This window comes from Vibrio vulnificus CMCP6 (assembly GCF_000039765.1).
GTDB lineage: Bacteria > Pseudomonadota > Gammaproteobacteria > Enterobacterales > Vibrionaceae > Vibrio > Vibrio vulnificus_B.
The window spans coordinates 1,623,799-1,637,190 of record NC_004460.2 but is presented as its reverse complement, the minus strand read 5'-3'; the positions used below and the strand labels follow the sequence as shown (position 1 = coordinate 1,637,190).

The window sequence follows — 13,392 nt, the reverse complement described above, 5'->3', positions numbered from 1 at the left end:
AGGGGGGAGAAGTCGAAAGAGCAGTGACCCACCCATTTCATATAAAGCTTGGATTTATATGTCATTTAACCGCCACAACGGACAGGGACGAACAGCGCAACACACATCACCGAGATTACAATGAATAACAAATCAAACACTCCCCCACACATTGCGATTTTAGGGGCCGGTATTTCAGGTTTAGCGGCTGCACACGAATGTATTAAGAAAGGTTATCGCGTCACGGTTTACGATAAATTGCCCTTTAGCGGAGGAAAATGCATTGGTGCGGTGCATCACGGCAAAGTGCATGAGCTGACACATCGGCAGTTCTTCGCCAAAAACATCCATTTACTGTCGTTCTTGCAAGAAATACCAACCGAAAACGGCACTTGCTTTGACTTCGTCTACCCCCAGCAGAAAGTACAGTTTCATTGGGGGCAATCGGATAAAACAATGCAGTTCAAACGCAGCTATTTTTCACCGATAGACAAGCTTATTGACGACATGAAATCTGCCTATGCCATGCACTACGCAGGGGTTCCACTCATTGATATTTATTGGTTTAAAACGCGTTTACAGAACTTGCCTGACAGCGCAGAGTTACTCAAAACCCCTCTTGAGCGCTATTTCGAGTACAACCAAAGACCCAAATTGGCGGCCTTTTTGCGCCCAGTCCTACTGGGTTGGATCGGCGCAACAGACCACAGCCCCGCCCTCTCTGTTTTGGATTTGCTCAACAACAAAGAAGGGCCGTTTCACTCCGATGCACCCGATGCCTACAGTTTGGGCTATCGACGCCCGATCTCAGAATCGGTGATAAATCCATTAACCGAACACTTACGCCAACAGTCGGTGCAGTTTAGGCTCGGCTGTGAGATAGAACGGCTGATAGAAGATAGCGAGCAAGGTAAGATTACCCATGTGCTTTCGTCCCAAGGTGAGGTGATTGAGGCGGACTACTTTATTTTGGCGCTGCCGATTCATGTCACCCAATCGCTGCTCTCTGCGACCGCTGTGCAGTTCAGCTACCGATACGTTCTTAGCCACGGTTTTCAGTTTCACTTCGCCACCTTGCCCGACATCTTACGCGATAAAACCGTGGGAATTGTTATTGATTCGCCGTGGGGCTTAAGTTATCACCTGACTCAGCCAGAACCCAACGGGCTGTACTGCCTCTCAGTCACTGCCACCGATCTCAATATCGCTGCAGGCACCGCATTTAACAAGCCGCTGCTCGCCTGCACGCCACAGCAGATTGAACAAGAGATCGTGACTCAGATTTTTGGCAATAGCGCATTACTCACCACCTTCGGATATCAGGGTTTTCATGTCGGGCCTGGCTTGTATTGGAAGGAAAAACACGCCGATGAGGCAACGTCGAATCGATTCGTCGGCCCTACTGTCATCGGCGAAAACGGTGTGGCGCACTGCTGGGTGGCTGATCACGCACTCACCCACCCCGATGCCAATTGCCAAATTCCTATCGAGATCGATAGCTACCAAAACGTCTTTCTGGCTGGGGAATATCTGACCGATCCGCGCCAAACCTGGCGAGTACCTGTGACCATGGAACGATGTGTAGAAACCGCCAAACTGGCAGTGGAATCGCTTGAAAAACGCATTACCGTCCATCGCCACGAGGAGCCTTATCATGCCGATGCGTAATCACCTTTCTGCGCTTTTGTTTTTCCTGCTGGTGCTGCTCTATTTCAGCGGTTTCTACCAAGCGGTGCAGTCGTCGGTGATTTCCGCCGTGATCTTAACACTACTGTTACCCGTGCTATTTTGGCGCTTAGTCAAACCAGTTGATAACCAAGCCGAAATCACTCGGATATTGCTGTTAGAAAGTGGCTTCAACCTGCTTTGTGTGGTCGCTCTACTTCATCTGCTTCCTTTGGCACTGATGGATAAAGCGTTTATGGTGTTTTTTGTTTTACAGGCGGGTGGCTTTTTATTGGTGCAGAGGCGCAAGAAAGCGTGGTTATCTTTCGCTGTCTCTGTCTGTTTGTCTTTTGCCATCTTGGTCTGGATCAGCCAAGCCGGGCAAACCCAAGTACTCGACTCCGGGCAATTGCAGTTGTTTAGCACCGCCGTGCCGTGGCAACTAAAGGCGATTTACACCCTGTGGCTGTTGCAACTGTTGTTGGTGGAATATCGCTATATTTTGCCCAAAGTGACGATACTGCTGGCGCATTTGGCCTCGCTGACCATTGCGTTGCAGGCGGAGGATTTCTTCCACGCTCGCATTGTTACCGCCAGTCATTTCTTGTTTTTGAGCCTCTGTTTTGACTTCAAAAACCGAGATTGGGGAGGCAGGGAGTTCGCCGTGCTGCCATCGCTGGTCGCCATTCAAAAACCCAATATTGCCAAGTGGATTAACTACACCGGCCTGGGTTTGGCGCTGTTGTGTGCTTTGCACCTCGCCAGCGGTTTAGTGATCTTCCCCCAGTGAAGCAGGCAAGCCAACATTAAGCATCAGAGGTACAAATTATTGTGCCTCTTTTTTATCATTGCCTTGAGACATTACTTTGAAATTTTACAGAGCTAAGCATGCGACTTTGCCGCTTAGCACCTTGCTTCTATCTCTTCATCCACCATGTTTTTGATTTCTTGCCGAACCCACTGGTGCGCAGGGTTGCTGTGGTGAATCAAATGCCAAAATTGTTCAACCTGGAAATCCGCGGTGTAAAACGGCAATTCAGCAACGGTTATTTCATAACGATGGCTTAAATGGCTGACCAAGCGCCTTGGCAACGTTGCGATCAGATCGGTGTTGATCAACAACTCTGGCACCATTGAAAAATGCGGCAGTGACGCCACCACTTCGCGCTGCTGGTTCAGCCTTTTTAGCTCATGGTCAATATCGGTTTTTCCCAACCCATTACCAGAGACGATCACGTGTCGGCTTTGGCAGTAACGCTCCAACGTCATGGGTTGATTGGCAAGCACGTGATTTTGGCACATCACCACCGCGTAGTTATCATTGAAGAGTCGCTGCTTAAACACATTGGTGGGGGAATCATCGGTCGAATACAGCAGCAGATCCGCCACTTTCTCCAAGTAATCGTGCAATGGCATGTACGCGTTATACGGCACAATTTGCAATTTCAACTTGGGAGCACGCTGCTGAAAACGTGCCAACAGCTTTGGCACAATCATCATCATTTCAAAATCCAGTGCGCCTATGGTGAACACACCTGCGTACTGCAACGGATCAAACGCATCATCCACCAGCATCTGCCGAATCGTATTCAATGAGCTTTCTAATTCGCGCCGAAGGTATTCCCCCTTAGCGGTTAAGCGGTACTCACGGTTGACCTTCACCAACAGCGGATCGCCAAATTGTTCGCGCAGACGCATCAATGCTCGACTCACCGCAGGCTGGCTCATGTTCAACGCTTGAGCTGCTTGGCTAATATGCTTATGAATCAACAGCTTTTCTAAAATAGTTAACAGATTTAGGTCAATACTGCGCAAATTGATCTCGGGAGCGACCATCAAAACACCTAATAATTTCGTGCGTAAGTGATATACATACTATAACAATCATGCATTTTTGATATATGTGATTCTCATTTATCTTTTTCCTCACCTGATGAGGAGAGAAAAAATGAAACGATTCACCTTTGCTTTAGCCCCAATCACTGCCGCACTGCTGTCTTTCAATGCTGGCGCTGCAAACCATAACCACAGCCACGATCAACAACGTGCGATTGTTTTCCCTGGCGAAACAGTGCAAAGCACGCTGCCTAGCGAAGTCGAACCATCCGCCACTCAAGCGCTTAAAGTGGGCCAGAAAATCAACAATCTCTATGAGCGCCAGTTTGACGACAGCAAAGCCACCGTGCAAAAGCTGGGCAAAAACACCTATTGGATTGGCGTCAACTATTACAATTCCACGGTAATCGTCAACGAAGATTCGGTGATGCTGATTGACCCATTAGGCGATGGCCGCATCGATGCGCTTTTCAAAGGCGTGCAATCCATCACCAACAAGCCGATTACCACCATTATGTACTCACACTACCACCTTGATCATGTTGGCGGTGGCAACCAATTGGTCGAACTGATCAAGCAAAACTATCCGAGCGTGAACAAAGTACGCGTGATTGCCAGCCAAGCGGTGGCCAACAAAATCGCCCAGCATGCAGAAACCAATGAAAACGGCGTAAAAACAACGAAAGTGCCAGCACCAACTGATGTCTACGACCTGAGAAAACCGAAGGTGGTGAAGTTTGGTTCCGTCAAAGTGCATTTGATCGCGCCAGCAGGCTCTGGCCATACCCCAGATAACACCATGATTCTGATTCCAAGTGATCGCGTACTGCATTTCGCTGACATGATTAACCCTGACCAATTGCCGTTTTACAACTTTGCTGGCGCAGAGCACTTCCACGGCTATGAAGACGATCTCAAAAACTTGCTCGGCAAACACCTTGGCTGGCAATGGGACTTCATTAATGGTGGCCACGGCAACATCGGCTCAAAACAGGATGTGAAAGATCTACTGCAATACATCGCCGATGTAAGAGCGGAAGTGGGCAAACAACTTGAAGTGGTGCCTTACACGCCAATGCTCAGCGATGGGAACCATTTCGTTTGGTTTAAACGTTGGCAAGAAGAGATCACCCGCAACGTACAAACGGCTCTGGCGAGCAAATATGGCCACATGTACGGCTTCAACGCTGGTGTCGTAGAAACCCACGCAGCAATGATTCTTGCGGACATGATTGATCATTAATTCATCGTCACACCACATCAAAAACACCGCCCTGCCCATCGCTGCAGGGTGGATGTATAAACAGTAAGCATTTGTTTTAACTCTATTTTATTGGCCATTAATACAACGTCCTTCTGCGAATAAACCCAAAAACAATGAATTAAGCCCACCCTGATGTAAGAAAACCGCCACTTAGCCGTTCTTTTATAAAACGAAAAGAAAAAGGAAGTTAGCCATGAAAAATCTTATGCGCGGCATGCGCGTGTCCATTCCCCTGCTGGTACTGTCTGCTCCTGTGTTGGCACAAGAACAATACCAAGATTACGCGTTTGTTGGCGCGGGTATCACCTACGGCGAATCCGCATTTTCAACGGATGGGGCCAAAGCTGGCATTGAGCCCTCTTTGTTTTACAACGGAAAATACGGCTTTATTGATGGCAGCTTAGCCAATTACTCACTCACCCCTTGGTTGGGTTTGTCGGGCAACCTGCGTTTTGCTGAAGTGTCGGACGATTTCGATGACATTCCTCGCGGCATCAAAAACCGTGATGGTAACGCCGATCTTGGTATCACCGTGGGAACAGTTGGCGCACGCCTCACCTACCTGCAAGATGTCACCAATGTTCACGACGGTTATGAGATTCAACTTCACCTTGGTCGCGCTTTTGATACCCCGTTTGATCAGTGGGTGCTCTCCCCATATGTTGAAGTGGATTACCGCTCCAAAAAACTCTCGCAGCATCTTTACAACGTCTCTGCGCAAGAATCTGCCGCGTCCGGTTTAGCACAATTTGATGCTGATGAGACTTGGGTTTACAAGGCTGGTTTGATTTCACTCTACGATATCACCGAGCAGTGGCTAGCCATTGCCAAAGTGGAGTTTGAACACCATGATTCGAATAGCCCGCTGATTCAAAACGACCTTGCTTGGCAAATCAGCTTAGGCGGGGCGTATAAGTTTTAATAACTCGAATTCCCACAAAACTCCCCCTCTAGGGAATAAGCAAAGCGCTCGATCAACGAGCGCTTTTTATTTTTACCTTCTAACACTTTTCCGCTGAGATGCTACTTACTATTGCTCCCAAACGCCTTCACATAATCTACCCATATGTCGCTTCTGTTTTTTAGTTCAACCGCTTAGACTTGAAGGCAATGTGAGACTCATTTTTCAGGAGCGAATTGTGAGAAAAATTCTACTGTTGGCACTTTCCATCACACTGAGTGGCTGCCTTGGCATGCCAGAAACCGTCAAACCCGTCGACGAGTTCAACCTACAAAATTACTTAGGGAAATGGTACGAAATCGCCCGTCTAGACCACTCTTTTGAAGCGGGATTAACTCAAGTTACCGCCGAATACACCTTAAAAGACGATGGCGGTGTCGCGGTACTCAACAAAGGCTTTTTGGCCGATGAAAACCAATGGAAAGAAGCCGAAGGAAAAGCCTACTTCGTCAATGGCGACTCTGAAGGTTACTTGAAAGTCTCGTTCTTTGGCCCGTTTTACGGATCTTACGTGGTGTTTGCGCTCGACAAAACCGACTACCAATACGCCTTTGTCTCTGGTCCTAATACCGACTATTTATGGCTTTTAGCACGCACCCCGACCGTCGACCAATCGCTCATCGATACCTTCGTCGCCATGGCCAAAGAACGTGGATTTGATACTGAGCGTCTTATCTTTGTCGAGCAGAAATAACACCAGAGATAAGAACGCTTAACGATCGTGCTTTCTCTAGAAGGTACTCTTTAAGCTCGTCATTCTGGATAGCGAGGAACGAGCGTGATTCAGAATCCATTGCGCAGAGTGCGCTGAAAGTTCGGTGAGAAAACCACAGCTCTAACGCTCGTCGATGAATGGATCCTAGTCGCGCTTAGGCTTGCTGGAATGACAGGCGGTGGTTTCTGTGTGTTTATCGGCCTCTTCACAGACAACTGCCGCTTAAAGCCCTTTCCCAAACATCACTCTTTAAACTCGTCATTCTGGACAGCGAGGCACGAGCGTGATGCAGAATCCATTCCGCAGAGTGCGCTGAAAGTTCAGTGAGCAAACCGCCGCTCTAGCGCTCGTCGATGAATGGATCCCTAGTCGCGCCTAGGCTTGCTGGGATGACAGATGGTAGGCTCTGTGTGTTTATCGGCCTCTTCACAGACAACTGCCGCTTAAAGTCCCCCCAAACACCGCTCTCTACGCTCGTCATTCTGGATAGCGGGGCACGAGCGTGATGCAGAATCCATTGCGCAGAGTGCGCTGGAAGTTTGTTGAGAAAACCATAGTGTCAGCGCTCATTACAAGACGGTCTAAACCTTCAGTTCTTTATAAGTTTTTTCTATATATATCAAATCATTAACTTGCGATAAAAGCATGAGTATAACCACTTAAAGAGTAATGACTTTATTGAGTGCTATGCCAGTATTTGCACATTAATTTGGCATTCATGGTGACGCCTAAAACACAATTACAAAGGTTAGATAAACACAGTGATTGCTAGCAGCAGTTATGTCACTTATTCAACTCAATAACTTGCTCACAGAATGAATATGAGTCTCGGTGTATATTTAAGTGAGTGTGCACATAGGAAGGCTTAGATGAGTGATTCAGGAATAAAAATTACACGAAACTTGAAGGTCGGAGCTTTAGATGCTGAAACAGATAGTTCTTTACTAGACAAGTGTTTTGTAGATAAGGGAGATCTTGACGAATTATTGGACGTCAGTAACCCCGCAGCAGTTATTCTTGGGAGAACTGGCTCAGGGAAAAGCGCTTTAATTCATAAAATTGAAACAAGTACAGACCACTGTGCGAGGCTAGACCCTAATGATATTTCAGTCCGATTTTTGGAGTACTCGGATATAATCAAGTTTTTCGATGCTTTAGATATAAAATTAGATTTATTTTACAAGCTGCTATGGCGTCATCTACTTGTTGTAGAAATACTAAAACTCAGATACGACATTAAAAATGAGCAGGATGGACAGCGTTTTACTGATGGCATTTTTTCTTGGCTTCGAAGAGATAAGGCAAAGAAAAAAGCTATAGAGTACTTCAACGAGTGGGGGGATAAGTTCTGGTTAGATACAGATGAACACCTTCGCGAAATCACGTCGAAGCTAGAAAATGATACTAAAGCTTCAATTGGAGCAAAATATTCGGGTGTGTCTTTAAGTCTCGATGGTGTCGAAAAACTATCAGAGCAAGAAAGAACGGAGATTAAGCAACGAGCAAGTCAGGTTGTTAATGGCTTACAAATAAAAAAATTAAATGAAGTTCTGGAATTGCTCGCACAGTATTCCTTTGATGATACACAAAAGAAATTTTATATCGTAATTGACCAGTTGGATGAAAATTGGGCCAATACTTCTACAAGGTGTCGATTTATTAGAGCTTTAATCGAAGAAGTAAAGTCATTCCGTAAGATCGAAACGGTTAAAATTATAGCTGCATTACGAAAAGACCTATTAGATTTGGTTTATGATCAAACTAGAGACTCTGGGTTTCAAGAAGAAAAATACGAATCTTACATGCTTGAACTCAAGTGGAGTAACGAAGAATTAACTAAACTGGTTGAATTGAGGATAAACGAGGTCTTTAAAAGCCAATATACCAAAGACACAGTTAAGTTAGAGCATATATTCCCTAAACCAAAGAAAGGCGGCGGACAAACCGCTATGGACTTCATATTAGAACGTACGCTCAGAAGACCACGGGATGTTCTCCAGTTTGTAAATGAAACCTTTAATATTGCTTCAGAACGAGACCGTGTATCTTGGAGGGCGCTAATAGCTGCTGAAGCCAACTATTCAGAGAAACGTTTAAAGTCCTTAAAAGAAGAATGGGGTGAAATGTATCCATCTTTTGAAGAGACTGCTGAGCTACTCAGAGGGTTACCTGCAACATTTTCTCGTTCTTCTATAAACCAAGAACGTTTAAATGATGTTGTCATGTCGTTGAGTGATACAAAAAACACTGATCCTTGCGTGAAAATCGTACATTCTTACTTCGAAGGTAAGGCTGTAAAAGAATCTGATGTGCTATATGCGTTACTTCAGTGTTTATATCGTGTTGGCGCTGTTGGTGTTAAGGTCAGTTCTTTGGATACATTCCTATGGTCTTACATAGATCAGTCTAGTGTTAGTAAGGGTGAAGTTAAGAGGTCTAGTCATTTAAAGGTACACAAGATGTTATATAGAGCCCTAGATATTGAAACTGAAGACAAAGTAGTTTTTGTAAACTAAGTGACATAACAATCTGTTTAAGAGTGATTCCCAACGCTTGGCATTTTTCGTTCCATCGTTGGGTTTTGTGTTTATGGTGGTATGGTTAGGTTTCGTGGTAGCGTTGCTCACACCTTAATGCGGCGTTAGAATATTTCACTAACATTCGTTGCTTATAAAACTAAAAATTCTCGCTGATGATTTTTTGACGTTAGTCGAGATTTGTTGAAAAAGTATGCTTTTATATTGAAAAACTCACTGACCATATAAAAATAACTGCTATTAAATCGTAATTTTTGGAGTTGGCGTGAGGTTTAAATTAATTATTTTTATCTGTTTCCCATTTATTCTTCTAGGGTGTGACAATCATCTATTTTCACAGTTTTTCCGCAATCCGCACATTGTAGACATGTTTAGCGCAAAGAAAATTAAATCTGTGGGGTGGTCAAAATTTAATGTTGATGTTACTGCTTTGAATCGAAATCAAATGATAAGGTTGATTTTTGACGGAAGTGAACCAGAGAATTTAACTTTTTCAACAGAAATGATTGCATCAGATTCAGCGTATGATAGGGATGTATTTGTATCGTCTAAATGGCCAAATTTTGAAATTGAAATCGAAATAGTAGCTACCTCTAATGAGGGAAAAAAATACCAATTTCGGCCAAAGGGACAATCTACGGGTATATTGTTCTTTCCTGAAAGCGACATAGATTTAATGGGCCTAAAATTTACCACAATTGATATTAGGTCTAATGTCTCGTTGGATAATGTCAATGCTACATGGATCTCGTATACATCTAAGTAAGGGAATAAAATGTCAACTAAAGTTATCACACTTGGGCAACTCCAAAAAGGTGATGTCATTCTATCGACAACAAATGAAGCAGTTTCAAAGGTCGTAAAATTGGCAACAATTTCAAATTACAGTCATGCTCGACTTTATGTGGGTGGTGAGCATATTATTGAAGCTATTGATCCCGAAGTAGTCAAAGTCAAATTAGTCGATGTTATGAAAGGCGATCTTTATACAGTCGTATATAGATACCCTGGCCTATCTGAAGCTCAAAAATAAGATTATGACCTATGCCAGAAAACAACTTGGTAAACAATACGATCTTTCAGGTGCTATTGGTTCGAGTGGTGCTGGTAGAGCAGCACTTGGAATGCTACCAACAATGGCTAACCTAATTTCACCAGAGAGCGACTTTTATTGTTCTGAGCTAGTAGCATTTTCTTATAAAAAGGCAGGAGTACCATTGGAGTGGTTTTCAAGCCAAACAACACCGAAAGATCTAGCAAATAACTCCAAGCTCATATATGTAGGCCATCTTAAAGTGTCAGGTATGAATGCTCCCTAAAGGCAATATTCTAACAAACTGTTTAAGAGTGATTCGCAATGCGTGGCATTTTTACTATGCGTTGGTTTTAGTGTTTAAGGTGGTATGCGGCGGCTTAGGTATTGCGTTGCTCACCCCTTAACAGGGCGTTAATTCCCCAGAGGAAGCAATCAATCCGTAGGGAATTTTTGTTTCTGGTGGAGGACACGCATAACTCGGATGATATCGCCCTCGACCCAGTAAGAGATAACCATCGAAATCTCAGGAATAATGAGTAATCGACCGAGGATGCTATCTCGTTGTACACCCATTAAAGGTTGTTCAAGCAAGTTTTCTACTTTTGCTTCAATGAGGTTGTCAGTTTTTTCTGGCACATCAGGGTTGAAGTCATAGAGAAACTCGAAGATCTTTTCACGATCATTAAGTGACTCTTCTTCCCATAAAATCATTGCTTACCTCGATTACGGATTCTGGCTTTGCGCTCTTCCATTCGAGATTTAGCAGTTTGGTGCTCAATGAAAACGGATTTTCCTGAGTCAAACTTCTCAAATGCTAGATTTACTTGTTCAGTTAGCCATGCATCGTGAGACAATGTTTTTCTTTGTTGTTCAGCGAGTTGCTCAGTAAGTTCACGGCATGCGTCACTAAGAGTGCGACCTTGGCTCTCAGCCATTTGTTGAGCTAGGCGTTTTGTTTCTTCATCAACACGAAATTGAATTCTAGTGTCCATGATGTATTCCTTTGTTGGTGTGTGTACAAATGTTAGCACTAGGCTTTGAGATGGGCAACTAACAAACAATTTAAAAGTGATTCCCAACGCGTGGCATTTTTCATTCCATCGTTGGGTTTTGTATTTGCGGTGGTCTGGTTAGGTTTCGTGGTGGCGCCACCCACACCTTAACGCGGTGTTAACTGGCAATTGGTCGTTATTTAAGAGAGGGTAATGTGGTAAGAGTTGTTAGTCTGTTTTTTTGGATTGTAAGTATCAGCTGTATCTCTTTGAAAGTGTATGCAGAGAGTCAACTTACTATTTTAGAAATGATAGATGTTCCAAAGGGTAACGTTGATCTTTATACATGTCCTGATGATGCGAGAATTTGCAGCGAACCAGAGTTTATATTACGCAATATTGCAGTTCCTTCTTTTCGCATCGGTAAATTTGAAGTCACAATGGAACAATGGGACGCCTGTGTTTCTGATGGAGGCTGTCAAAAGCCTAAATCTGACTGGGCATATAAAAATCGTCCTATAAAAGCGCCATGTGTAGAAGGGGAAGTCTGTCAATACCCTGATGATATGGGTTGGGGTAGAGGAACTCGTCCCGTTATCAATGTAAGTTATTCTGATGTGCAAGGTTATATAGACTGGGCTAATGCCAAGTTTGGTAAAAAATACCGCTTACCTACGCGTGCTGAGTGGGAGTATGTTGCGAGAGCAGGTATGTCGGAGAGTTATGATTGGGGAAACCCACCTAAGGCCAGCAACGCTAACTGCAATAACTGTGGCACAGCTTGGAGTAATAAACAAACCGCACAAGTAGGCTCTTTTCCTCCAAATCGGTTTGGCGTTTTTGACATGCTAGGAAATGTAGGAGAGTGGGTAGAGCAATGTTTACCTAAACGAGAAAAAGGAAGTCAAGAATGTGCAGTTTACTTGTTTGTCGGCGGAGGGTGGTTTTTACCGGGACAAGATTTAGTTCCTCATACCTACTGGGCAAGGCATATTGATATTCGAGAGCCATATGTAGGTTTTCGACTTGTTGAAGAAAAATAATATGATCATGCGCTCTTGCCATTCGTGAGCGTGAATAGTGACGCGCTCAGTTAACAAAGCATTTAAGAATCCCCAACGCATCCCCACATGCGTTGGGCTTAGAACTCAAATCGGCCCCCCACATCACTACATACCCGCCCTGCGGCGTGGTCTCTGTCGCTTTCATGTGACCAAGCAATCACTATGCGCAACTGAGAACTTATAAAATGGCTAAAATTCCCAATATTAGAGTGCGTTATGGTTTTTACTAGCAAAGTTAAAGTCGTGATTTCTGCCATTGCTATCGTCTTGTCTTCCATTTTGATTTCGATTGATATGTTTGGTGTGATCCCGTTTTTGGTGCTTGTTGTGTCGCTTTTTACCTTGATCATTCAAGGCGGTTTATGCTTATTAGGCTACAAAAATGGCGATGCTTTTGACGCATACCAAGATCTTGAGCGGACGGAAGCAACGGCACTTACAAACTTATTCAAAGATAAAAAAGAGTGTGAAAAACGTTAACCACCGCTTCACTGTGGCGTTGTGAAGGCTTCACTCAAAACACATTCCCCCACTACAGAGTTTTACAGGATTTACAATGAGTGAGATTGCTCGTTTCATCTCTGGCGAAGCGCCAGACAAGTTCGGTCGCAACATAGAACAGTTGCTGGCTTACAACCACTTTTGGTTGGAGCACGACCACAAATACATACAAGTGCTGTTTCCGATTGACGAGGGAACCAAGTTCAATCAACACGCTCCTCTTGTAACAGCGCAAGACAGAGAGCAATTTGCCAACTCTTTAGCCCTTCGCACCGCACATTTGAAGGCTCTCGATCTTATGCTCGAATTTTGGGGCATGGTGAGAAATGGCGATGAAATCTCATCGTTACTGCCGCTCACCCCTACTAATCATGTCTGGCTTAAACACCACGACCACAACCAACTACGATTAACGCGAGCAATTCGCAGCTTGTATCTATTGGGTAATGAGCGCATTGCACGCAACCTGTGTGATTTCCTCCTCTCTGCCACCAAGCAAGTGGGCAGTGTCTCGGAGAAAACGCAGCAGTATTGGTGCTATGCTCTAGAAGAGAGAGAAAAATAGAAAGCAAGAAGTAAGCATCTGATCAAGTTGGCTTGTATACCCTAGCGACTTAGAGTTGCAAGCCAGAGGTAAGTGAGTGAGCCCCATAAACGCTGACTCACTATCTGGTTAGCTCGAAATCGCGTGACATTGAACAATGTGCAATCAACACCGTTAAAGATCCAATTCGGACAGGGATAACTTATAAAAATGAAGTTAATCCTTTCTAGTAATTTGATATCTGCCTAATGAACGGCAGAAATACTCCTATCACTATTGAAATACGCAATCCTTGTTT

General features: G+C 44.4%; 15 protein-coding genes. 12 read left to right on the top strand and 3 right to left on the bottom strand.

The genetic code is table 11. From position 1 onward, the window contains the following. The first annotated feature begins 120 nt into the window (after window positions 1-120). Window positions 121-1,647: an FAD-dependent oxidoreductase gene (locus tag VV1_RS22095; protein WP_011082358.1), complete on the top strand. Its 1,527-nt coding sequence runs from the start codon at window positions 121-123 to the stop codon at window positions 1,645-1,647. Continuing rightward, window positions 1,634-2,434 carry a hypothetical protein gene (locus VV1_RS22090; RefSeq protein WP_043921222.1) on the top strand — a complete coding sequence of 267 codons (801 nt, stop codon included), beginning with the start codon at window positions 1,634-1,636 and terminating at the stop codon, window positions 2,432-2,434. The genes VV1_RS22095 and VV1_RS22090 overlap by 14 nt, the downstream gene beginning before the upstream one ends. Window positions 2,435-2,547: 113 nt before the next feature. On the opposite strand, the gene VV1_RS22085 is transcribed toward VV1_RS22090, so the two are convergent. Continuing rightward, window positions 2,548-3,480, bottom strand: coding sequence for a LysR family transcriptional regulator (locus VV1_RS22085; protein WP_011082356.1), 933 nt, complete (start codon window positions 3,478-3,480; stop codon window positions 2,548-2,550). Between the two features lie 112 nt (window positions 3,481-3,592). Between VV1_RS22085 and VV1_RS22080 the strand changes: the two genes are divergently transcribed. From VV1_RS22080 to VV1_RS24785, 7 genes are all read left to right on the top strand, one after another. Further along, complete coding sequence (locus VV1_RS22080) at window positions 3,593-4,723, top strand: VarG family subclass B1-like metallo-beta-lactamase (protein ID WP_043921221.1); 1,131 nt, start codon at window positions 3,593-3,595, stop codon at window positions 4,721-4,723. A gap of 214 nt (window positions 4,724-4,937) precedes the next feature. Beyond that, window positions 4,938-5,666: a MipA/OmpV family protein gene (locus tag VV1_RS22075; protein ID WP_011082354.1), complete on the top strand. Its 729-nt coding sequence runs from the start codon at window positions 4,938-4,940 to the stop codon at window positions 5,664-5,666. A 217-nt stretch (window positions 5,667-5,883) separates the two neighbouring features. After that, entirely contained in the window at window positions 5,884-6,399 is a 516-nt protein-coding gene (locus VV1_RS22070) for a lipocalin family protein (protein WP_011082353.1), read from the top strand. A gap of 890 nt (window positions 6,400-7,289) precedes the next feature. After that, window positions 7,290-8,936, top strand: coding sequence for a P-loop ATPase, Sll1717 family (locus tag VV1_RS22065; protein ID WP_011082352.1), 1,647 nt, complete (start codon window positions 7,290-7,292; stop codon window positions 8,934-8,936). A 286-nt stretch (window positions 8,937-9,222) separates the two neighbouring features. Further along, window positions 9,223-9,723 (top strand): hypothetical protein, encoded by a 501-nt coding sequence (locus VV1_RS22060; protein ID WP_038939959.1) that lies wholly within the window; start codon window positions 9,223-9,225, stop codon window positions 9,721-9,723. A gap of 9 nt (window positions 9,724-9,732) precedes the next feature. Continuing rightward, entirely contained in the window at window positions 9,733-9,990 is a 258-nt protein-coding gene (locus VV1_RS22055) for a C40 family peptidase (RefSeq protein WP_011082350.1), read from the top strand. Window positions 9,991-9,994: 4 nt separating this feature from the next. Then, entirely contained in the window at window positions 9,995-10,276 is a 282-nt protein-coding gene (locus VV1_RS24785) for a C40 family peptidase (RefSeq protein WP_133295540.1), read from the top strand. Window positions 10,277-10,425: 149 nt separating this feature from the next. Here VV1_RS24785 and VV1_RS22050 read toward each other — a convergent pair whose 3' ends face one another. Together VV1_RS22050 and VV1_RS22045 are read right to left on the bottom strand one after the other, a co-directional pair. Beyond that, a complete protein-coding gene (locus VV1_RS22050; RefSeq protein WP_011082349.1) occupies window positions 10,426-10,704 on the bottom strand; it encodes a type II toxin-antitoxin system RelE/ParE family toxin in 279 nt (92 codons plus the stop codon). Then, a complete protein-coding gene (locus VV1_RS22045) occupies window positions 10,701-10,985 on the bottom strand; it encodes a type II toxin-antitoxin system TacA family antitoxin (RefSeq protein ID WP_011082348.1) in 285 nt (94 codons plus the stop codon). The genes VV1_RS22050 and VV1_RS22045 overlap by 4 nt, the downstream gene beginning before the upstream one ends. A 215-nt stretch (window positions 10,986-11,200) precedes the next feature. Between VV1_RS22045 and VV1_RS22040 the strand changes: the two genes are divergently transcribed. The 3 genes from VV1_RS22040 to VV1_RS22030 all read left to right on the top strand — a co-directional run bounded on the left by VV1_RS22040 (window position 11,201) and on the right by VV1_RS22030 (window position 13,115). After that, window positions 11,201-12,028, top strand: coding sequence for a formylglycine-generating enzyme family protein (locus tag VV1_RS22040; protein WP_225454766.1), 828 nt, complete (start codon window positions 11,201-11,203; stop codon window positions 12,026-12,028). 237 nt (window positions 12,029-12,265) lie between these two features. Further along, complete coding sequence (locus tag VV1_RS22035; protein ID WP_011082346.1) at window positions 12,266-12,529, top strand: hypothetical protein; 264 nt, start codon at window positions 12,266-12,268, stop codon at window positions 12,527-12,529. Window positions 12,530-12,605: 76 nt separating this feature from the next. Next, window positions 12,606-13,115 carry an opioid growth factor receptor-related protein gene (locus VV1_RS22030; protein WP_011082345.1) on the top strand — a complete coding sequence of 170 codons (510 nt, stop codon included), beginning with the start codon at window positions 12,606-12,608 and terminating at the stop codon, window positions 13,113-13,115. Window positions 13,116-13,392: the final 277 nt, after the last annotated feature.

Excerpts from the sequence above, each read along its gene's own strand:
- VV1_RS24785 (WP_133295540.1), top strand. The coding sequence starts at position 9,995 with ATGACCTATGCCAGAAAACAACTTGGTAAACAATACGATCTTTCAGGT.
- VV1_RS22050 (WP_011082349.1), bottom strand. The coding sequence starts at position 10,704 with ATGATTTTATGGGAAGAAGAGTCACTTAATGATCGTGAAAAGATCTTC.
- VV1_RS22045 (WP_011082348.1), bottom strand. The coding sequence starts at position 10,985 with ATGGACACTAGAATTCAATTTCGTGTTGATGAAGAAACAAAACGCCTA.
- VV1_RS22030 (WP_011082345.1), top strand. The coding sequence starts at position 12,606 with ATGAGTGAGATTGCTCGTTTCATCTCTGGCGAAGCGCCAGACAAGTTC.
- VV1_RS22080 (WP_043921221.1), top strand. The coding sequence starts at position 3,593 with ATGAAACGATTCACCTTTGCTTTAGCCCCAATCACTGCCGCACTGCTG.
- VV1_RS22095 (WP_011082358.1), top strand. The coding sequence starts at position 121 with ATGAATAACAAATCAAACACTCCCCCACACATTGCGATTTTAGGGGCC.
- VV1_RS22035 (WP_011082346.1), top strand. The coding sequence starts at position 12,266 with ATGGTTTTTACTAGCAAAGTTAAAGTCGTGATTTCTGCCATTGCTATC.
- VV1_RS22055 (WP_011082350.1), top strand. The coding sequence starts at position 9,733 with ATGTCAACTAAAGTTATCACACTTGGGCAACTCCAAAAAGGTGATGTC.
- VV1_RS22085 (WP_011082356.1), bottom strand. The coding sequence starts at position 3,480 with ATGGTCGCTCCCGAGATCAATTTGCGCAGTATTGACCTAAATCTGTTA.
- VV1_RS22090 (WP_043921222.1), top strand. The coding sequence starts at position 1,634 with ATGCCGATGCGTAATCACCTTTCTGCGCTTTTGTTTTTCCTGCTGGTG.
- VV1_RS22075 (WP_011082354.1), top strand. The coding sequence starts at position 4,938 with ATGAAAAATCTTATGCGCGGCATGCGCGTGTCCATTCCCCTGCTGGTA.
- VV1_RS22065 (WP_011082352.1), top strand. The coding sequence starts at position 7,290 with ATGAGTGATTCAGGAATAAAAATTACACGAAACTTGAAGGTCGGAGCT.